Source organism: Burkholderia glumae LMG 2196 = ATCC 33617, assembly GCF_000960995.1.
GTDB lineage: Bacteria > Pseudomonadota > Gammaproteobacteria > Burkholderiales > Burkholderiaceae > Burkholderia > Burkholderia glumae.
Map to the genome: position 1 here is coordinate 1,621,056 of NZ_CP009434.1, position 24,022 is coordinate 1,645,077.

The following is a 24,022-nucleotide window of genomic DNA, read 5'->3' on the forward strand; positions in this document are numbered from 1 at the left end:
CGCGAACGCGTACATTGCCGGTCCGCGCAAACGGTCGACCGTCCGAACGGGTCCGGCCATCCCACCGCATCACGCCCGGGCGAGACCCGCGCGCGCGGCACCCCGGCGATGCGCGCGCCGAGCAGACGAGAACACCGTGTCCGCGGGCGGCGTCGCCGCGCCGGCGGCACGGGCCCGAGACGCTTCACGGCCGCCTCCAGCAGCGCGGCGGCGCGCCGGAAGTGCCAGTCAATCTGAGAGAGAGATACAGGCAGGGGATATGAAACTTCGCATCGGAACCATCGCGGCGCTGAGCCTCGCCATGCCGGCGGCCGCGTTCGCGCAGTCGAGCGTCACGCTGTACGGCCGGATCGACGGCGGCGTGCAGTACATCAACCACGTCGCCAACGCGACGCGTACCGGCGCCCGCAGCCTCTGGAGCGCGGAGGGCGGCGACTGGGGCACCAGCATGTTCGGCCTGAAGGGCGTGGAGGATCTGGGCGGCGGGACGTCGACGATCTTCGACCTCGAAACCGCGTTCCAGGTGATGAACGGCAGCACGGGCGGCGGCCGCATGTTCTCGCGGCGCGCTTACGTGGGCCTGAAGAACGACGCCTGGGGCACGCTGCAGGCCGGGCGCAACCTGTTCATCGACAGCGACGGCGTCTGGGAATTCGATCCGTTCGTGCAGCAGGCGTTCTCGTCGGCCTCGCTGGTGCGCGGCCGCAACTGGCAGCAGACCAACAACAATATCGAATACCACAGCCCGGTGTGGAATGGCTTCGACGTGCAGGGGCAGTTCGCGTTCGGCAACCAGGCCCGCTTCAACACCGGTCCCGCCAACGATTTCGGCCGCTCCGACGGCATCATGCTGTCGTACCATTCGCCGCTGTTCGACGTGCGCGGCATCTATGACGAGCTGCGCAACGGCAACGGCAGGATGGACAACGTGTTTACGGCCTCGCGCGAGTATTTCGTCGGCACCAACGTCTATCTGCAGAAGTTCAAGATCCAGGCCGCCTACACGCACTACTCGGCGCCCGACACGCCCGCCGGCCTCGCCGATCGCGCCGATCACGTCTGGCTCGGCGCGACCTACACGGCCACCCCGGCCTGGGCCGTCACGGCCGGCGGCTTCTACGTGCGGGTGGGCAGCGGCGGCGGCGATGCCACGCACGATCCGGCGGGCCACGCGATCATGTACGTGCTCGGCACCACCTACAACCTGTCGAAGCGCACGTTCCTGTACGGTACGGTCGCCTACATGCGCAATGGCGGCAACTCGGATTTCTCGCTGATCGCCGCGTCGCGCGACTCGACCACCGGCACCAACCCGATGACGGGCGAATCGCAGACGGGCGCCTACGTCGGCATCATGCACAACTTCTGATGCGCACGCCGGCGGTGCGCCGCCGGCAGCCGGGCAGCGAACCCGGGCAGCAAACCCGGGCCGGCAGCGGCGCGCGCCGTGGCGCGCGGTGCCGGGTTCAGCGCCGGCGCATCAGTCGCCGGCCGTCCACTCGACGTTCGCGCCGACCGAGCGCAGGTTCTCGACGAAGTGCGGATGGGCGCGGCGGATCGGCTGCGCGTTGAGAATCTCGGAGCGGCCCTCGATGCTGGCGGCCACCATCAGCAGCGCGATCGCCACGCGGATGATGTAGGGGCTCTCGACGCGCGCCGGCGAGAGCGGCAGCCCGCCGAACGTGATCAGCCGGTGCGGATCGGACTGGAACACGTGCGCGCCGAACTTCGACAGCTCGCCCGTCCAGCCCATCGCACCGTCGTACACCTTGTTCCAGAACATCACGCTGCCCTCGGCCTTGACGCCCAGCGCGATGAAGATCGGCAGCAGATCGACGGGCAGGTAGGGCCACGGCGCGGCCTCGATCTTGGTCAGGATGTTCTGCGTGAACGGCTTCTTCACCTTCATCGCGCCGTCGCGCGTGGCGTGCGACCAGCCGTTGGCGTGCGTGACCTGCACGCCGAGCTTGGCAAACGTGCGGTCGATCAGCGGAAACTGCTCGGGGCCGCTGTTGCGCACCGCGATGTCGCCGCCCGTGATCGCGCCGAGCGCGAGGAACGTGGCGATCTCGTGGAAATCCTCGGCGAAGCGGTGCTCGCCGCCCGCCAGCTTCACGCCGCCCTGCACGCGCAGGTGCGAGGTGCCGATGCCTTCGATCGGCACGCCGAGCATCGCGAGGAAGCGGCAGAACTCCTGCACGTGCGGCTCCGAGGCCGCATTCACCAGCGTCGACACGCCGCCCGCGGCGGCCGCGCAGAGCACGAAGTTCTCGGTGGTGGTGACCGACGCGTAGTCGAGCCAGTGGTCGTTCGGGGTGAGCTTGGTGGCACGCACGATCAGCGAATCGCTGGTGCGCTCGATGCTCGCGCCGAAGCGCTCGAACACTTCCACGTGCGGATCGATCTCGCGCACGCCGAGCGTGCAGCCCTTCACGTCGTTCTCGAGCCGCGCCACGCCGAAGCGGGCCAGGAGCGGCGGCACCAGCATGATCGACGAGCGCATTTCCTCGGGCAGCCGGTGCACGGCCGAATCGAACTGCGTCGCGTGGTGATGGAGATCGAGCACGCCGGTGGCGAAATCGATCGAGACCTCGCTGCCGAGCGTGCGGAAGATGTCGAGGATCTTGCGCACGTCGGTGATGTCCGGCACGCCGACCAGCCTGAGCGGCTGGTCGGACAGCAGGGTGGCGCAGAGAATCGGGAGGACGGCGTTCTTGTTGGCGGACGGCGTGATTTCCCCGCGTAGCGGGTTGCCGCCGTAGACGATCAGGTTCGACATGGTTCGGCGCGATAGCGATGAAGGTGGCGCAAGGCCGTATCATGCCATCGTTTGCGGCAGAGGCGCGAGTCGGGCCGTCCGTCAGCGGCGCCTGCCATGCTGCCCAGCGCGTCTCGCCGGGCAGCGCGCGGGCGATGCCGCATGCGGATGCGCCCGGCGCCGCCTGGCTGACGAGCACCGGAGAGCCCTGGCCGTGCCCGGCCACCGGCCCTGCGCGAGCTTTGCGTCGAGGTGGCGGTGCGCGAGACGATGCCCGAACTCGCCGCGCAGATCGTGCCGCGCCGCAACAGCCCGCCCACGCGGGCCGTCGATAAGAAAACACCCCGCCGGGGCGGGGTGCGTGGGAGGCCGATGCAAGGGGCCGATACGGGCCGATACGGGCCGAAGCCTGCCGCGGCGGCGGGGCGCCGGGCAGCGGCCGCTCGGCTTACAGGCAGCTGCTGAGGTCCGCGGCGGCCGGGTTGGCGGCGTCGCCGACCGAGCGGAAGCCCACCCAGGTGGCAGCGCCTGCCGAGCGCGCCGGGCGCACCATCGCGGCCGCGCCGTTGGGCGGCTGCTGGCCCGGCACGTAGACGTCCATCGCCATGTCGTTGGCGAGCACGGCCTGCGAGATCACCTGTTGCTGGGACTTGTCGGCCCAGCTCTTGGCGATGCAGGCGGCCACCTGCGGAGCGGGCTTCTGGCTTTGACCGATGTTCTGGATCGTCCACTGCGGTTGTTGCTGTTGCGCGAAAGCGGAAGCAGCGACGGTCAGTGCGATAAGCGGCAGCAGTTTCTTCACGTTTATCTCCTTTTCGGTCTTCAGTAAAAACACATGCCGGGCAACTGGGATGCCGATGCCGGCGAGAGCAGCGCACATCTACGAACGTGTCGGACGACGGGTTTCACGCCGGGTTCCGGCGCTGGCGCAGCCGCGTGTCCGGCTGCCTTGCGAAACCTGTCTAGACGATTCCCGGTGGGCTGGGCGGCGTCCGGCGAAACGGTTGCCCTGATCGCTGGTCTTGCGACGTGGCATGGACAGCCGGTTCGCGACGAGGTCGCGGCGCGGCGGGTGACGGGATCGGCGCCGGCTGGCCGGCACGATCGGACTGCTGAAGCGAAGCGGCCGCCAGCCTACGCCGCGGTTCTATGACCGCTGGCGTAGCGTGCATGCTGAGCGGTGGCCCCATCGCATTGGCGTTCATGATGACGCAAAACGCGGCCGAAGTCTGTTAAGCAGATTTAAATTCGTGACGGTTTGTGACAACGGCGGCGCGCGATCCGTGCCGCTCGGCTAGCGCGGCCGCGGCCCTCGCGAGGCCGTGGCGCCGTCAGCCGGTGCGCGCGATGCGCCGCCGCGCGCGCGCGGCGCGCGGCAGCCGCATGCCGTGGAAGCGCTCGCGCTTGTGCTCCTCGTCGAAGTGGCGCAGTGCGGGCTTGACCAGATCGCTGCGCGCGACCACGCCCACCAGCTGCGGCGAGGCATCGCCGGCGATCACCGGCAGCCGTTCGAGCCCATGCACGGCGAGCCGCGTCGCGACCAGCCGGCAGGTTTCGTGCGGCAGCGCCCAGGCGCCGCGCGAGGCACCGTGCAGCGCATCGGCGAGGCGCGCGTGCGGGCCGTGCGCGGCCTCGAGCCCTTCGAGCGCGGCGCGGTCGAGCATCGTCACGAGCGCGCCGTCGCGCACCACCGGGTACGCGCGATGCTTCTGGTCCGCGCCGAAGTAGGCACGCCGTACCTCGGCAAGCGGCGTGGCCGCGTCGATCGTGATCGCCTCGCGCGTCATCACCTCGGCCACCTCGTGCCGTTCGAGCGGATCGACACCGTACTCGCGATAGATGTGATAGCCGCGCCGCGCGATCTTCTCGGTCATGATCGAGCGCCGCATCACCACCGACGAGAAGCCGTGCGCGACCAGCGTGGCCGCGAGCAGCGGCAGCAGGGCGGTGGCGTCGTGGGTCAGGCCGAACGCGAACACCACCGCCGTGAGCGGCGCGCCGAGCGTGGCGCCGAGCGTGGCGGCCATGCAGACGAGCGGCCACAGCGCGGGATCGCTGCCCGGCAGCGCGGCGCCCAGCAGCGTGCCGAGTCCGGCGCCCAGCATCAGCAGCGGTGCCAGCACGCCGCCCGAGGTGCCGGAGCCGAGCGCCACCACCCAGATCACCGCCTTGACCGCGAGCAGCGCGAGCACGGCGTGCAGCGCGAGCTGCCCATGCAGCAGATCGCCGATCACGTCGTAGCCGACCCCGAACGCGCGCGGTTCGAGCCAGCCGCCGATGCCCACCACGACGCCGCCGAGCGCCGGCCACCACATCCAGTGCAGCGGCAGCCTGCCGAACGCATCCTCGGTGCGGTAGAGCGCGGCCGACAGGCCGCTGGCGAGCGCGCCCGAGAGCAGCCCGGCCAGCAGGCAGACCCACAGCGCGGACGTGGAGGGCGCGGCCGTCGTCAACGGAAACAGCGGCGCGCTGCCGAAGCAGAGCGCGCGCGCGAAGCCGGCCACCGCGCAGGCCAGCGCCACCGGCAGGAAGCTGCGTGGGCGCCATTCGAACAGCAGCAGCTCGACGGCCAGCAGCACCGCGGCGACCGGCGTGCCGAACACGGCGGTCATGCCGGCCGTGGCGCCCGCCACCAGCAGCGTCTTGCGCTCGGCGGCCGTGACCTTGAAGCATTGCGCGAGCAGCGAGCCGAGCGCCCCGCCCGTCATGATGATCGGCCCCTCGGCGCCGAACGGTCCGCCGCTGCCGATCACGATGCCCGACGAGAGCGGCTTGAGCACCGCCACCTTCGGCGACATGCGGCTCTTGCCGAACAGGATCGCCTCGATCGCCTCGGGAATGCCGTGGCCGCGAATCTTCTCCGAGCCGAAGCGCGCGATCAGCCCCACGATCAGGCCACCGATCACCGGCACCGCGATCACCCAGGCGCCGAGCGCGTGGCCGGCCGGGGAGCGGCCGACCAGCGACCAGCGCCCGAAGAAGAACAGGTTCGTGAACAGGTGGATCAGGTTCAGCAGCGCGACTGCCGCGAGCGTGCTGGTCACGCCGATCGCGGCGGCGAGCATGGCGATGCGGGGCAGGCGGAGGTTCGGCGCGAAATCGCGCTGGTGCGGCGCAGTGGCATGCATGATGGTGGGGAACGGGGAGCGGGAAAATGGGGCTAGTAGTCGATTTGCGGCACCTGGAACGCGCCGCGCAGCGATTTGAGTTCGGCGCGATGCAGCGCGGCGAGCCGCACCAGCACCGCCTCGCCTGCCTTCAGCAGATGGACTTCCACCTGGCGCCGGTCGCTCGCGCTGGGCCGGCGCTTGACGAGCCCGGCCGCCTCGCAGCGCGAGACCAGCGCGACCACGCCGTGATGCTGCGCCTGCAGCCGCTCGGCCAGCTCGCCGATGGTGGCCCATTCGCGCGCCGGGTAGCCCTTGATGTGCAGCAGCATCAGGTATTGCAGCGGCGTCACGCCCTCGTTGTGCGCCGCGCGCTCGGAGAAGCGCTCGAAGCGCCGCATCTGGTAGCGGAACTCGGACAGCTGTTCGAAATCGGCTTTCTGCAGAAGGTGAGTGGATTCGGTCATCATGATTCCAGGTCGGGCGGAATCGATGAATATATCATATCGTGATATATATGGCCGTCTGACAGCGGGATTGTTGAGGTTGCTCATTGTTTTCGGGGGTCGCTCAGGCCGCCTCGCGCTCCCGCGTGCCCCGGTACAGTCCGGTGATCAGGTCGGACTGCGTGACGAGTCCGACCACCTGCTCGGCTGCGTCGACCACGGCGATCACCGGCTCGCCCGCCTCGGCGAACAGCGGCACGAGATCGATGATCGGTTCGGTGGACAGGATACGCGGTACGTCCGCCACGAGCGCTCCGGCGATTGGCGGATCGTGTCGCGCATCAACGATCGTCGCGGTATGCCGGGCGCCGTGGGCTTGCGCCGCGTTGGCCGGGGCCAGCGGCGCGAGTCGCGCGCGCGTGACGACGCCGAGCATATGCCGCGCCGTGTCCACCACCGGCAGCGCGTCGGTGCCCAGCCGGTCGAGCAGCGCGAGCGCGGCCGAGACGCGCGTGCCGGCCTCCAGCGTCACGCGCGGATGCGCGACCAGATCGGCGCAGCTCAGCGCGCCGAACGAGCGCGCATAGGCGTGCAGTTCGGTTTCCCGCAGCAGCGCGTCGAGATCGTCGGTCGAGACGTCGAGCCATTCGGTCCGGCGTCCCAGCACCGCTTCCAGATCCTCGCGCGAGAAGCCGCGTGCGGGCGGCCGGTCGGCCTCGCGCCGCGCCGTGCCGCGGTGCGGATAACGGTGGCCGGTCAGCGCGTGATAGCCGAGCGCGGTGGCCAGCAGCGCCGCCGATTGCAGCGCGATCGGCTCGAACACGAAGCCGAAGCCGAGCGCATGGACGGACGGCCCGCCCACCACGGCGGTCAGCGCCACCGCGCCCGACGGCGGGTGGACGCAGCGCAGCGCCAGCATCGCGCCGATCGAGCCGGCGATCGCGAGCGAGGCGGCCGCCACCGGCGACGGTATCCACCGCGCGCAGGCCACCCCCAGCACCGCCGACACCAAGTTGCCGCCGATCAGCGACCAGGGCTGCGCGAGCGGGCTGGCCGGCACCGCGAACAGCAGCACCGCCGACGCACCCATCGGCGCGACCAGCATCGGCACTGCGGCGGGGATGCCCGGCAGCACGCTGGTCGCGAGGCCCACGCAGGCGATGCCGAGCAGCGCGCCGAGGCACGAGCGCAGCCGCTCGCGCGAACTGAGCACGACCGGCACCGGCGCGAAGCCGAGCAGCCAGGCGCGCAGGCGGATAGTGAACGACGGGGGCGGATGTGACGGCAAAGGCGACATGGGCGGATCTGGAGTGCGGCGATCGGACGGCCGCGAATTATATCGCAACATGATATTTATCATGGTGAGCGCTTGTCTGGCCTCGCCAAGTGTGTGATCGCGAACAAGCGTTCGTCCTATCATGGGCGTACAATTCGCCGCAGCCCCAATTGCTTCAAATCAAACTCGAATCCAACAAAATGCCGCGTGCGATGCCGTTTCCCAGCCCCTTGTCCGGCCGAGCCCGCGCGCGTGCCGCCGGGGCCGCCGGGCCCCGAGGGGCGGCGGCTTCGCCGGCTCCCCCGTTTCCCTGATTCCCCATGGACATGCTCGAAAACATGCGGCTGTTCGTGCGCGTCGTCGAGGCCGGCAGCTTCACCGCCGTTGCCAAGGAAATCGCCGCCACGACCGCGCAGGTGTCGCGTGCCGTCTCGAATCTCGAGGCCCACGTGCAGACGCGCCTGCTGCACCGCACCACCCGCCACCTCGGCCTGACGGAAAGCGGGCAGCGCTATTTCGAACGATCGAAGTCGATCCTGGCCGAGATCGACCACGCCAACGCCGAGGCGCGCAACGCCCTGCTCAAGCCGAGCGGCCGGATGCGCATCCACGCCATGACGGGGCTCGGGCAGAGCCATGTGGTGCCGGCCGTGGCGCGCTATCAGGAGGACAACCCCGAGGTGTCGATCGAGCTGACGCTGGCGCAGCGCATGCCGAACCTGGTGGAGGAGGGCTACGACGTGTCGATCGTCACGGCCTCGCAGCTGCCCGATTCGGGCTACGTCGCGCAGACCTGCGGCGAGAGCTGCAGCGTGCTGGTGGCCTCGCGCGAGTATCTGGCGCGCCACGGCGTGCCGAAGACGCCCGACGATCTGCCCAGGCACGTCTGCCTGCGGCTGGACACGCCGTCGTCGCCGGGCGGCGAATGGCGCCTCGAGAGCGACGAAGGCGACGAGTGGCGCTTCGAGCTGCCGTCCTCGCCGTTCCAGGTCAACGTGCCCGACGCGCTCGCAGTGGCGCTGCGCCTGGGCCGCGGCATCGGCTCGATCGCGCTCTATACGGCGCTCGACGACCTGCGCTCCGGGCGGCTCGTGCGGGTGCTGCCGAACTACCGGCTGCACACGATCCACGTCTATGCCGTGTATGCCACGCGCCGCTATCTCGACGCGAAGACGCGCACCTTCCTCGATCATCTGCGCACCACGCTCACCCCGGCGCTCGCCAACGACCTGGTCGAGCTCGAGCGGCTGGCCGGCACCGTGCCGGCCGGCGCCTGAGCGCCGCGCAGGCCGCGGGGCGGCCGGCGCATCGCCTGCCGGCCCGAGGCGCGGCCGGCACCGGCGTCAGTGCGTGACCGACAGGAACAGGTAGGCGGCGAACAGCGAGAGGTGGACCACGCCCTGCAGCACCGTGGTGCGGCCCGCGCTCAGCGTCAGCGTGCTGACCAGCAGCGTGAGCGCGAGCAGCACCGTTTCCATCGGGCCGATGCCGAGCGTGAGCGGCTGGCCGGTCCAGATGAACACGGCGGCCACGGTGGGAATGGTCAGCCCGATGCTGGCCAGCGCCGAGCCGAGCGCGAGGTTCAGGCTCGTCTGCAGGCGGTTCGCGCGCGCCGCGCCGACCGCCGCAAGCCCTTCGGGCAGCAGCACCAGCGCCGCGATCACGATGCCGACCGCCGCCTCCGGCGCGCCCAGGCGCAGCACGCCGCGCTCGACGGCCGGCGACAGCAGCTTCGCGAGCAGCACCACCGCCACCAGCGCGATCAGCAGGAACACCACGCTGGTCAGCGCGACGCGCGCCGTGGGCGGTGCCGCGTGGATCGACTCGTCGGCGCTTTCGGCGACCAGGAAATAATCGCGGTGGCGCACCGTCTGCACGAACACGAACACGCCGTAGAGCACCAGCGAGGAGACCCCCGCGAAGGCCAGCTGCGAGGTGGAGAACTGCGGACCCGGCGCCGCGTTCAGGTAGTTCGGCATCACCAGCGAGAGCACCGACAGCGAGGCCAGCACCGCGAGCGACTTGCTCGCGCCGCGTCCCTGGAAGTCCTGCTCGCCGTGCTGCCAGCCGCCCACCAGCAGGCAGAGCCCGACGATGCCGTTGCAGACGATCATCACCGCCGCGAACACCGTGTCGCGCGCGAGGCCCGATTTCTCGGGGCCGGCCGACAGCATCACCGAGACGATCAGCGCCACCTCGATGACCGTCACCGCGATCGCCAGCACCAGCGTGCCGAACGGCTCCCCGACGCGATGCGCGACCACCTCGGCGTGATGGACCGCGGCGAACACCGAGCCGGCCAGCGCCGCCGCGATCAGCGTGATCGCCAGCCAGGCGAACGGAATGAAGCCCGCCAGCGCGAGTACCAGCCAGGCCGCGATCGGGGCGGCGAGCGTCCAGCGGGGCAAGGCGTGCGAAGAGTTCGGCATCGGCGGTCCTGGGTGGCTTGGTTGATCGGGGGCGGCCTCGGCGTCCCTGGGCGGGTTCACCCGTGCCCGATTCTAGCAGGCGGCCGCGGCGTTCCGGCCCTTTCGAGGCTTGGGGCGCGGCCCGGCGGCGGCCCTGCCGCGGCACCCGAGCCGGCGCGGCGGCGCACGGCATACCTGCCTCGTCATCAAATCGTTCGCGCCGCCGCCGCATGCCCGAAGCGCTGCACTACAATGGCGCCGGCCTGATTCCGTCCGCCTGGCCGGACGCCGTCGTCTTTCCTTCTCGACCGATGATTTTCCACCGCCTGATTTCCGAAACCCTGTTCGGCTTCACCGGCCTGATGGGCATCCTCAATCCGTTCGGGATCGCCTTCCTGTTTCTCGAGCGCACCGATTCGCTCAACGAGCACCAGCGCGCCGCGCTCGCGCGCAAGGTGGCGATCAACGCGTTCATCGTGCTGATGGTGGCGTTTTTCCTCGGCACGCCGGTGCTGCACTTCTTCGGCATTTCGATGGAGGCGCTGCGCATCGGCGGCGGCTTCGCGGTGGCCGTGTCCGGCTGGCAGATGCTGAACGCGCCGGACGTGCCCGGCGGCGAGGCCGAGGTCAAGCCGCTCAACCCGCACAACGTGATGGCGCGCGCCTTCTTCCCGCTGACCATTCCGCTGACGGTCGGGCCGGGCTCGGTCGCCACCGCGATCGCGCTGAACGCGAACCGCACCCACAAGCTCTCCGAGTTCCTGATGTCGAGCATCGTCTCGGTGGCCGTGTCGGCGCTGGCCGCGCTCGTGATCTGGCAGACCTACAGCCGCGCCGAGGTGCTCGCGCGCTACCTCGGCGCCGAGGGCACCAAGGTCGCGCAGCGCGTGTCGGCATTCCTGCTGTTGTGCGTGGGGGTGCAGATCATGCTGACCGGGTTCTCGGCGTTCCTGCAGCCGCTGGCCGATCAGGCCAAGTGAGGCGGCGGCGCGGCCCTCGCCGGGCGCTCAGGCGCCCGTCGCCGCGCGCAGCGGGTAGGTGAACAGCGCGAAGTGCACGACGTTGAGGCCGGCGTGGGCGAGCCAGGCCGCGCGCAGGCCGCCGAAGCGGTAGGCGAGGCCATAGCCGAGCCCCGACAGCGTGGCCAGCGCGACGAACGCGACGCCGCCCGAGGCATGGGCCGCACCGAACACGAGCGAGGCCGCGAGCAGGGCCAGCCACTGGCCGCCCGGGGCGCGCGCGAGGCCGAGCTCGAGGCCGCGCTGGAGCCAGCCGCGAAACAGCGCCTCCTCGGCGAGCGCGACGATCAGCAGGTTGTTGGCAAGCCAGAGCCAGCCGGCCGCCGGCCATTTCGGCGCCCAACCCACCGCGCCGAGCGCGGCCGCCAGGGCCAGGCAGACCAGCGCCGTGCCGAGCGCGGCGGCCGCGCCGAGCGGCAGCGACTTGCTCCAGCGCACCGGCCGCACGGCCGACGGCAGCACCCACAGCAGCCAGAAGCCGACCAGCGCCTTGTCGGCATTCAGGTACATCGTGAACGGCACCGCGTCCGGCGTGAAGCGGACCGCGGTGATCACGCGCGGGTTGTGGAAGCCGGGCAGCAGATGCAGCGAGAGCGCCGCCGCCAGGATCGTGAACAGCATGCCGCCCGCGAGGCGCAGCGGCCAGGCGCGGCCCGCGCGGATCGCCCAGGCCGCCAGCGCGAGGCCCGCGAGCGGCGCGAGTGCGAGCGCGGTGAGCTGGCCGGCCGCGAACGCGGCGGCGTAGCCGACGGCCGCCAGCACGAGGCTGGCGGCGCGCAGGCGCGGGCACCAGGCGAGCAGCGCGGCGGCGAAGATGGCTGCCCAGGGCAGCAGGGGGGAGAGGTGGGACATATAGGGGACCGATGAGACTGACGGGCGCACATCATAGCCCAGGCACTGCGGCGTTTTGCTGATGTAGCTCCGGTGAAAGGCCGGTCCAGGCCTGGCGCCGGGCGCACCGGCGCCCTCGGGCCGATGGCGCGCGGGCGGCGGGTGCGGAACGGCGCACGCGGCCGCCTGCCGCCGCGATGCCTGCCTTACTGCGGCTTGGCTCCGACCGTGAACGCGAACGACGCGATGCCGTCCACGCCGCCTTCCACGCGATCGCCCGGCTGCAGCGCCGCCACGCCGGCCGGCGTGCCCGTGAAGATCAGGTCGCCCGGCCGCAGTTCGATCGAGCGCGACACATAGGCGATGATGTCCGGCACCGGCCAGATCATGTCGGCCAGGTCGCCTTGCTGGCGCGTCGTGCCGTTCACCGACAGCCAGATCCGGCCGCTCCGCGGGTGCCCGACCTCGGCGGCCGGGCGCAGCGGCGTGACCGGTCCGGACGCGTCGAAGCCCTTGGCCCAGTCCCACGGGCGGCCGAGCTTCTTCGCCTCGGCCTGCAGGTCGCGGCGCGTGAGGTCGACGCCCACCGCATAGCCCCAGACGTGCTCGAGCGCGCGAGCCGGGTCGATACGGGTGCCGCCGGTGCCCACCGCGATCACGAGTTCGATCTCGTGGTGCAGGTCCGAGGTCAGCGGCGGATAGGGGACGATGCCTTCGGCCGGCACCACGGCGTCGGCCGGCTTCGAGAAGAAGAAGGGCGGCTCGCGGCTCGGATCGGCGCCCATTTCGCGCGCATGCTCGGCGTAGTTGCGGCCGACGCAGAACACGCGGCGCAGCGCAAAGCGCGCCGGCGAACCGGCGATCGCCACGCTGGCGACGGCGGGCGGCTGGATGGCATAGGAAGCGGAATGATCGGTCATGTCGAAACTCGCATCGAAGACGGAAAAGGCGCAAGCAGGCGGCCGTGCCGGCACGGCCCGACGACACGATAACAAGCGCGGCCGCGCCGCGATGCGACACGGCTGTCGACATTCTGGACAAATCTACGCTAGCTGGCTATCGGCGGCGGCCTGCCCGCCCGCTTGGCGGCGAAGCTCCGTCGCGTTCCACTGTTGCGCGCCGCCGTCCTACGGCTGGCCGCCGGCCGCGCTCGCGGCTTCGCCGCGCAGCACGCCGGCCGCGCCGTTCGCCTCGCGATAATCCTTCGGCGAGATCCCCACGCAGGCCCGGAAGCGCCGCGAGAAATAGCCTTCGTCGCGAAACCCGACCTCGTGTGCGATGTCGGCGATGCGCCGCGTGGTGTGCGCGAGCAGCGATTGCGCGAGCGCGATGCGGCGCGCGGTGACGAGTTCGGTGAAGGTGCTGCCGGTCTCCTTGCGGACCAGGTGCGCGAGATAGTTCGGCGACAGGAACGCCGCCTGGGCGGTGCCGGCCAGCGTGAGTTCGCCGCTCGTCAGGTTCGCGCGGACGTGGCGCATCACGCGCGCGAGCGCATCGCGCCGTCCGGCCTGCTGCGCGCCGTGGCTCTTCGCGAGCCGGCCGAGCGCGCCCGCGTATTGCGTGCTGACCAGGCCGATCAGTTGCAGCAGGTAGCCGCGCAGCAGCGTGGCCGAGCCGAAGCCGCGCTCGCGGTCGGCGTCGAGCATGCGCTGGGCGAGGCGGCGCGCGTCGTCGAACGCGTCGCCCGTCAGGATGTAGTCGAGCCGCTCCTGGAAGCGGAACGGCGCGAGTTCCGGCGCGCGCTGCACGGGCACCTCGTCCAGGTCGAGCGGATCGACGTCGAGATCGGCGCGCAGGAACGCCTGCGAGAAGTTGATGACGATGAAGTGCGCGCCGGGCGGATGCGGGATCAGGTGCTCGCGAAACGGCAGGATGAACGCCAGCGCGCCGCGCGGGAACGGCCGCGTCACGCCGCCGATGCGCTGCTCGGTGTCGCCGCCCAGGTTGAACTGGATCTGGAAATACGCGTGCCGGTGCGGCTCGGTGATCGGCTGCCGGCTGGTCTGGTCGCGAATGTAGAAGTCGAGGCGGTCGCTGCGCTCGGGCATCGCGTAGGTGCGCGGCTGCGGATTGGCTGGCATGGCGGTGAAGCGGGGTGGTGCGGGTCGAGCGGGGATGGTACAGCGGTTGGGGCAGGGGTGGCGCGGATCACACAGGATGGCATGAAATGTTTTTGTTATTGTATATAATAATCATTCTCATTTAAGTCAAAAAAACCGTCGCGACGGTCGGGGAAGGGTTCGATGTCGGCCAACACACTGCTTCAACATCGCGAAATCGATGCACTCTACAGCGGCCACCATGCCTGGCTGCAGCGCTGGCTCTGCCGCCGGCTCGGCTGCGCGCATCGCGCGGCCGATCTGGCCCACGACACGTTCATGCGCCTGCTGGCCCGCGAGGAGCCGATCGGCGCCGACGCGCCGCGCGCGTTCCTGACCACCGTCGCGCAGCGCGTGCTCTACAACCACTGGCGGCGCGAGCGCGTCGAACAGGCCTATCTCGACGCGCTGGCCGCGCAGCCCGAGCGCCAGGCGCCGTCGCCCGAGGCTCGCGCGCTGCTGCTCGAGGCGCTGATCGAGATCGACCGGCTGCTCGACGGCCTGCCGGCGGCAGCCAGGCGCGCCTTCCTGCTCGCCCAGCTCGACGGGCTCTCGCAGGCCGAGATCGCCGCCGAGCTGGGCGTGTCGCTGTCCACGGTCAAGCGCCATCTGGCGCGCGCCGCCGCCCAATGCTTCTTCGCGATGGCGTTCTGAGCCGATGGCGGCCGAACCGAAACCGGCGATTCCGCCGGCAGTCGCGCAGCGCGCCGTGCAATGGTGGGTCGAAACGCAGGGCGCCGATGCCGACGCCGCGGCGCGTGCGGGCCTGGCCCGCTGGCGCGCCGAGCATCCGCTGCACGACGCCGCGTGGCGTCACATCGAGGCCGTGCAGGGGCGCTTCACGCAGCTTGCCGCCGGGCTGGACGCCGAGGTCGCGCGTGCCGCGCTGCTGCCGGCGCGCGCGCCGGGGCGCCGTGCCGCGATCAAGGCGCTGGCGCTGCTGGTGTTCGCGCTCGGCGGCGTGCGCGCGCTCGATCCGGCGCGGCAGTGGGCCGTCTGGACCGCGGACGCACGCACCGCGGTGGGCGCGCGGCGCCGCATGACGCTGGCCGACGGCACGCAGGTGGTGCTCGACACCGACAGCGCGATCGACGTGCGCTTCGACGCCGCCACGCGCCGGATCGTGCTGCTGCGCGGCGGGATCATGGTGACGAGCGGCCACGAGCGGCGCCGGCCGGTGCGCCCGCTGGTGGTGGCCGCCGCGCCGGGCGAGCTGGCGCCGCTCGGCACGCGCTTCGCCGCGCGGCTCGACGGCGCCCTGCTGCGGGTGGGCGTGTTCGAGGGCGCCGTGCGCGCGCGGCCCGGCGAACCCGGCGCGGCGCCGCGCGTGATCGCGGCCGGCCAGCGCGCGGCCGTCACGCCCACGGCGGTGAGCGAGCCGCAGCCGCTCGGGCCCGGCGCCGGCGCCTGGGCCGACGGCATGCTGGTGGCCTCGAAGCTGCGCCTGGGCGAGCTGGCCGCCGAGCTGGCCCGCTACCGGCACGGCTACGTGCAGTGCGATCCGGCCGTGGCCGGATTGCGCGTGTCGGGCAGCTATCCGCTCGACGACACCGTCCGCGTGTTCGAGACGCTGCGCGCGACGCTGCCGATCGAGATCGAATACTTCACGCGCTACTGGGTGCGGATCGTGCCGTCGCGCAGCGGCTGAGCGGCCCGCCGCTTGGGCCGCTTGGGCCGCTTGGGCCGGCCCCGAGCGGTCAGGCCGTCCGCCGCCTTTCACAAACTATTTTCAGAAAATCTGAGCTGTTTTGCCTGGTTCGCGTGACAGGGAACAGGAAAGCCACTCTTTTTGCCCTCGTTTCCCGATTCTCCGATCATGCAACCGACCCGTACCAGCCGTTCCTCCGTCTTCTGCGCGTGCCGCGCGACCGATTCCGCCGCGCTCGTGCCGCGGCGCCTGGCCGGCCGGCTCGCGGCCGCCGCGCTGCTGACGGCGCTGGTGCCGCCCGCCGCGCTGGCCGCCGAGGCCGGCGAGGCGGCCGCGGTGGCGGCGCGCCGCTACGCGATCCCGGCCGGCCCGCTGGAGGGCGCGCTGAACCGCTTCGGCCACGAGGCCGGCATCCTGCTCGCGTTTCCGGCCGAGCAGGTGGCCGGCCTGCGCAGCCCGGGGCTGCATGGCCGGTTCGACGTGCCGCAGGCGCTCGACCAGCTGCTGTCGGGCAGCGGCCTGAGCGCGCTGCGCCAGCCGAGCGGCGGCTACACGCTGGTGCATGCCGCGGCGGCGGCCGGCACGGCGCCGCTGCCGGCCACCGCGCTCGCCACCATCGTGGTCGAGCGGCGCGCGGCGAAGGCCGACAGCTACCGCCCGCCGCGCGAGGCAAACGTCACGCGCTCGAACGCGCCGGTGCTCGACACGGCGCAGGCGGTCAACATCGTGCCGGCGCAGGTGCTGCGCGACCAGAAACCGCGCAACCTCGACGACGCGCTCGCCAACGTCAGCGGCATCACCCAGGGCAACACGCTGGCCGGCACGCAGGACGCGATCATGAAGCGCGGCTTCGGCGACAACCGCGACGGCTCGATCATGCGCAACGGCATGCCGGTGGTGCAGGGCCGGGCGCTGGACGCCACCGCCGACAGCGTCGAGGTGCTGAAGGGGCCGGCCTCGCTGCTGTACGGGATCATGGACCCGGGCGGCGTGGTCAACGTGCTCAGCAAGGTGCCGCAACTGGTGCGCTCGAACACCGTGGCGGTGACGGGCGAGACCTACGGGCACGGCAAGAACGGCGGCGACGTGATGCTCGACCTGACAGGCCCGATCGGCGACACGAAGCTGGCCTACCGGCTGGTGGCCGATCACGCCGACACGCCCTACTGGCGCAACTTCGGCACCAGCCGCGAGACGCTGGTGGCGCCGTCGCTGGCCTGGTATGGCCGCGACACGCAGGTGGTGCTGTCCTACGAGCATCGCGATTTTCTCTATCCGTTCGATCGCGGCACGGCGCTCGACCCGCGCACCGGCAGGCCGCTCGCGATCCCCGCGCGCGAGCGGCTGGACGAGCCCTGGAACAACCTGGTCGGCGCCTCCAACCTGTTCCAGCTGTCGGCCGACCAGCAGTTCAGCCCGGACTGGAGCGCCCACCTGGGCTACAGCTACGACCGCGAGACCTATGACGCGAACCAAGTGCGCATCACCGGCCTGAACCCCGCCAGGGGCACGCTCACGCGCAGCAACGATGCCACCCACGGCGCGCTCAGCACCGACAGTTACGGCGTGGCCTACGTGAACGGCAAGCTGCGGCTGGCCGGCATGCAGCACGACCTGCAGTTCGGCGTGGACAGCGAATACCGCCGCATCTACCGGGCCGACCTGCTGCGTCAGGCGGTGTCGGTGCCGTTCAACTACCTGAACCCGGTCTATGGCCTGATCGCGCCGTCCTCCACGGTGTCGCCGCCCGACAGCGACCAGACCGACAAGCTGCACAGCCTCGGCCTGTTCGCGCAGGATGCCGTGCATCTGACCGACAAGTGGATCGTGAGCGGCGGCGTGCGCTTCATGCGCTTCAGCGAGCTGGCCGGCAAGGGCCGCCCGTTCGTCGCCAACACCAACCTGGACGGTACGCGGTGGCTGCCGCGCGCCGGCATCGTCTACCAGGCCAGCCGGACGTTCTCGCTGTACGGCAGCTATTCGAAATCGCTGAAGCCGAGCTCGTCGATCGCCACGCTCGCCTCGGGCTACATCATCGACGGCGCCACGCCGCCCGAGCAGTCCACCGCCTACGAGGTGGGCGCGAAGCTCGACATGCCGGGCGGCATGACGGGCACGCTCGCGCTGTTCGACATCGACAAGAAGAACGTGCTGGTCTCGCAGTTCAACGACGTGACCAAGCTGACCGACTGGCGCACCTCGGGCCGCGCGCGCTCGCGCGGCGTGGAGCTCGACGTGTCGGGCCGGATCGGCGCGCACCTGGACCTGATCGCGAGCTACGCCTACCTCGACGCGAAGACCACCGAGGACCCGCTCTACACCGGCAACCGGCTCTGGAACGTGGCGCGCAATACGGCATCGCTGTCGGCCGTCTACGACCTCGGCACGCTGTTCGGCGGTGACGACCTGCGCATCGGCGGCGCGACGCACTACGTGGGCTCGCGGCCCGGCGATTCGGCCAACAGCTTCACGCTGCCGTCCTACCTGCTGTTCGACACGTTCGCCACCTACGACACGCGCATCGGCAGGCAGCGCCTGTCGTTCCAGCTGAACGTGAAGAACCTGTTCAACCGCACCTATTACCCGTCGAGCGCGAACCGCTATTTCGTATCGATCGGCGACGCACGGCAGGTGCTGCTGACCACCACGCTGCAATTCTGAGCCGGCCGGGCGAGGCGGGCGTGCGAGCCCGCGGCGCGGGTTGGCGGCATCGCGCGGCGCGGCCCGGCGCGGCCCGGCGCGGCGGCACGGTTCGACGCCGTGCCGCCGGTTCAGCGCGCGCCGGTCCCGGCCGGTGCAGGCCCCGCCGCCGGCGGCATCGCGCCGGCCGGCTCCGCCGCGGCGGCGGCCGGCTCCTCCCAGCCCCCGCCCAGCGCAAGGAACAGGCGCACCTGATCGGCCGCGACCTGGGCTTGCACGGCGGCGACCCGCGCCTGCACGCTCGTCAGCGTGCGCGTCGCATCGAGATCCGAGATGAACGATTCGCGGCCCGCCGCGTAGAGCCGGTGCGTTTCCTCGGCCGCATCGCGCGCCGACTGGTAGGCGGTGCGCAGCGCGTCGGCGCGCTGCGTGTCGGCCGCGTAGGTCGCCAGGCTCGTCTGCGTCTCGCGCAGCGCGTTCAGCACCACGCCGTCGAAGTGCGCGAGCGCGCCGCCCGTCGCGGCCTCGGCCTCGCGCACGCGGGCCCGCTGGCCGTTGGCCGGGAAGGTCCAGCTGATCAGCGGGCCGAGCGCCCAGCGGTTGGTCCGCGACGAGAGCAGATCGCCGAAGATGCCGGTGGTGCCCGCCGAGGCGCCGAGACTCACGGTCGGATACATCGCGCCGATCGCCACGCCGATCCGCGCGGTGGCCGCCGCCAGCTGGCGCTCGGCCTCGCGCACGTCGGGGCGCCGCCGCAGCAGCGCGGCGCCGTCGCCCACCGGGATCGCCTGCTTCAGGCTCGGCAACTGCCTGCAGCCGTGCGCGGCGGCCGGCAGCTCGGCCGGCGAGCGCGCCAGCAGCGCGGCCAGCTGGTATTGCGCGACGCGGCGACGGCCCTCGAAGCGCGGGATGTCGGCGGCCAGCGTCTGCACCTGCGCCACGCCGCGCGTGACCTCGGGCTGGCTGCCCCGGCCGGCGTCGCGCAGCCGCCGCGAGAGCGCCACGCGCTGGCGCTGCAGGTCCAGCGACCGCTTCGCGATCGCGAGTTCCTCGCCCGCCGAGCAGGCCTCCACGTAGGCGCGCACGACCTCGGCCACCACCGTGATGCGCGCGAGATCGCCGGCCGCCTTCACGGCTTCGCGGTCGGCGCGCGCGGCCTCGACGCCGCGCCGCAGCTTGCCGAACAGGTCGAACTCGTAGGACACGTTGAAGTTGAACGCGCCTTCGTTGACCACCGGCAGCTTGTCCGTCAGCAGGTATTGCTCGGCCGACTCCTGGGCGCGCTGCGCACCGCCCTCGAGATTGCCGGTCAAGCCGCCCTGCGCGCTCTCGACCTCGAGCGCGGCGCGCGCGCGCGCCAGGTTCGCCGCGGCCACGCGCAGATCGGTGTTGGAGTCGAGCGCCTGCTGCACCAGCGCGTCGAGCACGGGATCGTCGTAGAGCCGCCACCAGCGGGCCGGGACCGCCTCGTGCGAGACGAGCGCGCGGCCGTCGTCGGCGCCGTCTAGCGGGGCGCCGGCGAGCGGCGCGTTGACGAGTGCCTGCTTCGGCAGCCGGTAGTCGGGGCCGACGGTGGTGCAGGCCGCGAGCACCAGCGCCGCCGCGAGTGCCGCCATGGCGGCGGCGCGGCGCGATGGCGATGCCGGCGGGCGGCCGGCCGCGGGCGCGAAGCGGCGCGTCATGGCGCGGCGCCGGCCGTGGCCGCCTGCGATGCCGGTGGCGAGGCGCCGGTCGGCCGGGCGGCGCTGGCCGTGCCTGCGACGCGCGCCGGGCCGGAGGCGCCCGTCGCATGCGCCGGGCTCGGCAGCCCCGACGCCGTGCCGGCCGCCGCGGCGCCGAGCCGGCGCGGCGCGGCGGGCGAGCCGGGCGCGCGCATCGCCACGGTCGCGGTGCGTCCCGCGATCAGGCGGAAATCGTCGGGCACCTCGTCGAGCGAGACGCGCACCGGAATCCGCTGCGCGAGCCGCACCCAGCTGAAAGCCGGATTCACGTTCGGCAGCAGGTTCGCGCCCTGCGAGCGATCGCGGTCCTCGATCGCCGCGACGATGCTCTGCACGTGGCCGCGCAGCACGCGCGGCTCGCCCATCACGGTGATGTCCACCGGCTGGCCGATATGGATGCCGCTCAGCTTGGTTTCCTCGAAGTAGCCGTCCACCCGGAACGAATGCTGGTCGACCACCGACAGCACCGCGCGGCCGGCCGGCACGTATTCGCCCACGCGCGGCGCGCGATCGTTCAGGTAGCCGTCCACCGGGCTCACGACGGTGGTGCGCCGCAGGTTGAGCCGCGCGGTATCGACGTTGACCTGGGCGTCGGCCAGCGCCGCCTCGCCTTGTTCGACGCGCGTGCGGCTTTCCTCCAACTGCTCGCTGGCCACCAGGTTGCCGAGCTTCAGGTTGCGCGCGTATTCGCGGCGCGCCTGCGCGAGCGTGGCGCGGCGCTGCGCGAGCGCGGCCTCGGCCAGCCGCAGCGCGAGCGTGTAGCGGGCCTGGTCGATCACGAACAGCACCTGGCCCTGCCGCACCGCCTGGTTGTCCACCACGGGCACCGCGGTGACGAGGCCCGACACGTCGGGCGCCACCTGGATCACGTCGGCGCGCACGTGGCCGTCGCGGGTCCAGGGCGAGAACATGTAGTAGTTGACGATGCGCCACAGCACGAGGGCCGCGACGACGGCGACGATCAGGGTCAGCAGGATCTGTCCTGCCGAGAACCAGGTTCTTTTCACGTTGGGGTAGCCACGAAATGGTGGGAGATGAGCACGACGCCGGCCAGCAGGAACACGTAGATGCCGAGGTCGAAGATCGACCGGTGCCAGACGAAACGGTAGAGGCCGACGCGCGTGAAGATCGCGCGCACGACGATGTTGAGCAGATAGGCGATCAGCATCAGCACCAGCGGTGCGGGTACGTAGACGCCGAAGATGTCGAGTTCGCCGATCATGGTTGCCTGGGGTTGGACGGGGAGGCGCCGGCTCAGGCCCGCGCGGCGTCGGCTGCGGGCGGCTTGGGCTGCATCAGCAGGGGATTGAGCGACAGCCGCAGGCCCACCAGCGCATGCAGCGCGTCGCGCAGCCCGCGCTGCAGCGCGGCGGCCGGGCGCGCCTCGCGCGGCGCGGTGCCGGATTCGGTGCCGGCCGAGGCGCCGTCCTGGCCCGGCTGGCGCAGCGCCAGGCGCTCGAGCGCCGCCTCGATCGAGGCCAGCAGCGCGGGCGGCACCGGCTGGCGCGCGTTCGCGTCGGCGCAGGCGGTGAAATGCGCGTTGACGCCGTCGAGCACGCGGTCGATCGCGGCCGGCAGCTCGCCGCCGAGCCGGCGCCGCGTGCGCTGCAGATCGAGCGCGTTGAGCGCCACGCGCAGGTCGCGGAACGATTCGATCGACGGATGGCGGTGATCGTCGGAGGCGGCCAGCCGCGGCAGCAGCTGGGTGACGCGGTCGAGCATCCGCGAGGCGTGGTTGCGCTGGTCGCGCACCGGCTGCGCCGAGGCCGATTTCGCCACGTCCTGCCAGCTCGAGCGCAGCAGCCGCCGCACCGCGAGTTCGGCGCCGAACGGGCGCGTCGCGCGGGTCCAGACGAACGCGAACAGCAACCCCGCCACGCCGGCGATGTTGCTGTTCAGGAAGATCAGGAAGTCGGCCTGGTAGGCGTCCTGGATGCTGATGAAGGTGGCGGTGTTGACGGCCACCAGCATCGTCACGAGATTGAACTGCGGGCGCGGGATCAGCGTGCCGATCAGGATGAACGGCCCGGCGAACATCACCACCAGCATCGCGAAGTCGTGCACGTGCGGCAGCACCAGGAACAGGTAGAGGCCGGCCAGCACCACGCTCGCGCAGGTGGCGGTGAAGAAGCGGAACACCATCGGCGCCGGTTCGTCGAGCGCGGCGAAGAAGCAGCAGGCCACCGCCGCCAGCGTGACCGCGCCCGCGCCGTCGGCCCAGCCCGACGAGATCCACAGCCAGCACGCGAACACGATGGCGCCGCCCGCGCTCAGCGTGGAGAACAGCATCATGCCGCGATCGAAATAGCGCTCGGTGCCGCCGATCCGCCAGTGCCGGTAGCGCGGCTGCCAGACCCCCGATTCGTTGGCGATCAGCGCGCGCAGCGCGCGGCAGTCCTGCCACACGTCGATCACCTGGCGCAGCCGCCACAGCGCGTTCGACAGCAGCGCGCCGTCCCAGCGCGTGAGCGCCGCGCCGCGCGGCTGCAGCGCCGCGATCCGCGCGCGCAGCCGGTCGGCCTCCGGTTCGTGGACGCCGCCGCTGGCCTCCGAGGCGCTCGGCAGCGGCGCGTCGAACCAGCGGGCCGCGTCGGCCAGCAGTGCCTCGAGCTCGGCCGGCAACTGCTCGAGCTCCCGCATCAGCGCGACGAGCGGATCGGCCAGCGCCGACATCAGCGGCAGGAACAGCTGCATGCGCCCGCGCAGCGCCTCGGCGCGCGCGAGCACGCGCGGCGACGAATGATCGTAGCCGAGCTGGCTCAGCAGGAATTCCAGCGCGGAGACGGTGGAGGCGAGCCGCTGCCGGCAGGCGGACAGCGCCTTGCCGGCCAGATGGCCCGACAGCGTTTCGCGGCCGTAGAACGCCGCGTCGCGAAACCAGGCGTCGGTGCGCTCGATCAGCGTCGGCGCGAGCCGGTTCGGCAGGATCGCGCTGCCCACCACGCTCGCGCAGACGATGCCGAGCGTGATCTCCTCGGTGCGCGCGATCGCGACGTCGAACACCGTGGCGGGATCGGTCACGGTGGGCAGCGCGATCAGCGGCATCGTATAGCCGGCCAGCATGAACACGTAGCTGCGCGCGGTGCGATCGGAGATCGCCAGATAGAGGAGGGTGCCGGTCCAGAGCGCGACGATCACGCTGAACAGGAACGGCGTCTCGACGAAGGGCGGCACCAGCAGGATCGCCGCGGCCGCGCCGAGCGCGGTGCCCAGCACGCGGTACAGCGCCTTCGAGCGCGTGGCGCCGACGAACGGGTTCGAGACGATATAGACGCTGGCCATCGCCCAGTAGGGGCGCGGCAGCTGGAAATAGAGGCCGAGATAGAGCGCGAGCATCGACGCCGCGAAGGTCTTGGTCGAGAACAGCCAGTCGCGGATCGACGGATAGCTCATGAGGCGGCGTGATCGCGGTTTCCCGCCTCGTTGAAGGCGGCCAGCACGCGCAGCGTGGCTTCCAGGTCGGCGCGGCTGACCGATTTCAGCACCCTGGCGCGCAGCGCGCGCAGGTCCGCCTCCATCCGCTCCGTGACCGCGCGGCCGGCGTCGGTCAGCGTGATGGTCTTCGCGCGGCGATCGTCGGGATCCTCGTCGCGGCGCACGAGGCCCGCCGCGCAGAGCTGGTCGAGCAGCCGCACCAGCGACGGCCCCTCGATGCCGACGTATTCGGCCAGCGTGACCTGGCGCACCGCCTCGCCGAGCCGGCCCACGATCAACAGCGGCGTGGCGCAGGCCTCGGACACGTGGTAGGCGGTCAGCACCGAGTCGCTGGTGCGCCGCCACTTGCGCGCGGCAATGGTCAGCGTGCTGCTCACGGCGAGGCGCAGATCATGCAGATTCATCATGGCCGGCATGATAGCGGAAATCCATTCGATAGCAAGCTAACTGATTCGCGGGCGCACGGCGCGGCGCGCGGGCCGGCGGCCTCCTGCCGGCAGGAGGCTGGAGCGGGGGCCGGACGATGTGGTTTTCATGCCACGCCCGAGCAACGGCCCGGCCGGGCCGAGGCCCGCGCGCGTGGGCCGGGCCGGCCTGCCGCGCCGCGTCATGCGGGCCGGGCCGCGTCGCGCCT

Annotated in this window: 20 protein-coding genes; 6 read left to right on the forward strand and 14 right to left on the reverse strand. The window is 71.6% G+C overall.

What is annotated here, in order from left to right; all coding sequences use genetic code 11:
* Positions 1–259: 259 nt before the first annotated feature.
* Positions 260–1,369 (forward strand): porin, encoded by a 1,110-nt coding sequence (locus tag KS03_RS08030; protein ID WP_012734006.1) that lies wholly within the window; start codon positions 260–262, stop codon positions 1,367–1,369.
* Between the two features lie 111 nt (positions 1,370–1,480).
* On the opposite strand, the gene KS03_RS08035 is transcribed toward KS03_RS08030, so the two are convergent.
* The 5 genes from KS03_RS08035 to KS03_RS08055 form a co-directional block, all read right to left on the reverse strand.
* Positions 1,481–2,779: a UDP-N-acetylglucosamine 1-carboxyvinyltransferase gene (locus tag KS03_RS08035; RefSeq protein WP_012734005.1), complete on the reverse strand. Its 1,299-nt coding sequence runs from the start codon at positions 2,777–2,779 to the stop codon at positions 1,481–1,483.
* Between the two features lie 427 nt (positions 2,780–3,206).
* Positions 3,207–3,560, reverse strand: a complete 354-nt coding sequence (locus tag KS03_RS08040) for a hypothetical protein (RefSeq protein WP_012734004.1) — start codon at positions 3,558–3,560, stop codon at positions 3,207–3,209.
* Between the two features lie 529 nt (positions 3,561–4,089).
* The gene (locus KS03_RS08045) at positions 4,090–5,886 is read right to left on the reverse strand and encodes a chloride channel protein (protein ID WP_012734003.1); all 1,797 of its coding nucleotides are present in this window, start codon (positions 5,884–5,886) and stop codon (positions 4,090–4,092) included.
* A 32-nt stretch (positions 5,887–5,918) separates the two neighbouring features.
* The gene (locus KS03_RS08050) at positions 5,919–6,332 is read right to left on the reverse strand and encodes a MarR family winged helix-turn-helix transcriptional regulator (protein WP_026051790.1); all 414 of its coding nucleotides are present in this window, start codon (positions 6,330–6,332) and stop codon (positions 5,919–5,921) included.
* A gap of 103 nt (positions 6,333–6,435) precedes the next feature.
* On the reverse strand, positions 6,436–7,608 hold the full coding sequence (locus tag KS03_RS08055; RefSeq protein WP_012734001.1) for an HPP family protein: 1,173 nt from the start codon (positions 7,606–7,608) through the stop codon (positions 6,436–6,438).
* A 299-nt stretch (positions 7,609–7,907) separates the two neighbouring features.
* On the opposite strand from KS03_RS08055, the gene KS03_RS08060 reads away from it, so the two are divergent.
* Positions 7,908–8,864 (forward strand): LysR family transcriptional regulator, encoded by a 957-nt coding sequence (locus tag KS03_RS08060; protein WP_012734000.1) that lies wholly within the window; start codon positions 7,908–7,910, stop codon positions 8,862–8,864.
* Between the two features lie 66 nt (positions 8,865–8,930).
* On the opposite strand, the gene KS03_RS08065 is transcribed toward KS03_RS08060, so the two are convergent.
* Entirely contained in the window at positions 8,931–10,016 is a 1,086-nt protein-coding gene (locus KS03_RS08065) for a calcium:cation antiporter (RefSeq protein WP_012733999.1), read from the reverse strand.
* A gap of 290 nt (positions 10,017–10,306) precedes the next feature.
* On the opposite strand from KS03_RS08065, the gene KS03_RS08070 reads away from it, so the two are divergent.
* Positions 10,307–10,975, forward strand: coding sequence for a MarC family protein (locus KS03_RS08070; protein WP_012733998.1), 669 nt, complete (start codon positions 10,307–10,309; stop codon positions 10,973–10,975).
* Positions 10,976–11,002: 27 nt separating this feature from the next.
* Here the strand turns inward: KS03_RS08070 and KS03_RS08075 are convergent, their stop codons facing one another.
* From KS03_RS08075 to KS03_RS08085, 3 genes are all read right to left on the reverse strand, one after another.
* Complete coding sequence (locus KS03_RS08075; protein WP_012733997.1) at positions 11,003–11,866, reverse strand: CPBP family intramembrane glutamic endopeptidase; 864 nt, start codon at positions 11,864–11,866, stop codon at positions 11,003–11,005.
* Between the two features lie 185 nt (positions 11,867–12,051).
* Positions 12,052–12,765: a fumarylacetoacetate hydrolase family protein gene (locus KS03_RS08080; RefSeq protein WP_012733996.1), complete on the reverse strand. Its 714-nt coding sequence runs from the start codon at positions 12,763–12,765 to the stop codon at positions 12,052–12,054.
* A gap of 207 nt (positions 12,766–12,972) precedes the next feature.
* The gene (locus KS03_RS08085) at positions 12,973–13,926 is read right to left on the reverse strand and encodes a helix-turn-helix transcriptional regulator (RefSeq protein WP_012733995.1); all 954 of its coding nucleotides are present in this window, start codon (positions 13,924–13,926) and stop codon (positions 12,973–12,975) included.
* Between the two features lie 162 nt (positions 13,927–14,088).
* Here KS03_RS08085 and KS03_RS08090 point away from each other — a divergent pair, with 162 nt between their 5' ends.
* The 3 genes from KS03_RS08090 to KS03_RS08100 all read left to right on the forward strand — a co-directional run bounded on the left by KS03_RS08090 (position 14,089) and on the right by KS03_RS08100 (position 18,253).
* Positions 14,089–14,598, forward strand: a complete 510-nt coding sequence (locus KS03_RS08090; RefSeq protein WP_012733994.1) for a sigma-70 family RNA polymerase sigma factor — start codon at positions 14,089–14,091, stop codon at positions 14,596–14,598.
* 4 nt (positions 14,599–14,602) lie between these two features.
* Complete coding sequence (locus KS03_RS08095; RefSeq protein WP_012733993.1) at positions 14,603–15,592, forward strand: FecR domain-containing protein; 990 nt, start codon at positions 14,603–14,605, stop codon at positions 15,590–15,592.
* Between the two features lie 168 nt (positions 15,593–15,760).
* Positions 15,761–18,253, forward strand: a complete 2,493-nt coding sequence (locus KS03_RS08100; RefSeq protein ID WP_045678743.1) for a TonB-dependent siderophore receptor — start codon at positions 15,761–15,763, stop codon at positions 18,251–18,253.
* A 110-nt stretch (positions 18,254–18,363) separates the two neighbouring features.
* On the opposite strand, the gene KS03_RS08105 is transcribed toward KS03_RS08100, so the two are convergent.
* From KS03_RS08105 to KS03_RS08125, 5 genes are read right to left on the reverse strand one after another with little or no spacing between them, the layout of a single operon-like run.
* Positions 18,364–19,914, reverse strand: a complete 1,551-nt coding sequence (locus KS03_RS08105; RefSeq protein ID WP_373429763.1) for an efflux transporter outer membrane subunit — start codon at positions 19,912–19,914, stop codon at positions 18,364–18,366.
* On the reverse strand, positions 19,911–20,960 hold the full coding sequence (locus tag KS03_RS08110; RefSeq protein ID WP_012733990.1) for an efflux RND transporter periplasmic adaptor subunit: 1,050 nt from the start codon (positions 20,958–20,960) through the stop codon (positions 19,911–19,913). The genes KS03_RS08105 and KS03_RS08110 overlap by 4 nt, the downstream gene beginning before the upstream one ends.
* The gene (locus tag KS03_RS08115) at positions 20,957–21,175 is read right to left on the reverse strand and encodes a DUF1656 domain-containing protein (protein WP_012733989.1); all 219 of its coding nucleotides are present in this window, start codon (positions 21,173–21,175) and stop codon (positions 20,957–20,959) included. Before KS03_RS08115 ends, KS03_RS08110 begins: the two co-directional genes overlap by 4 nt.
* A 32-nt stretch (positions 21,176–21,207) precedes the next feature.
* Positions 21,208–23,346, reverse strand: coding sequence for an FUSC family protein (locus KS03_RS08120; RefSeq protein ID WP_012733988.1), 2,139 nt, complete (start codon positions 23,344–23,346; stop codon positions 21,208–21,210).
* Positions 23,343–23,795 (reverse strand): MarR family winged helix-turn-helix transcriptional regulator, encoded by a 453-nt coding sequence (locus KS03_RS08125; RefSeq protein WP_012733987.1) that lies wholly within the window; start codon positions 23,793–23,795, stop codon positions 23,343–23,345. Before KS03_RS08125 ends, KS03_RS08120 begins: the two co-directional genes overlap by 4 nt.
* Between the last annotated feature and the right edge of the window lie 227 nt (positions 23,796–24,022).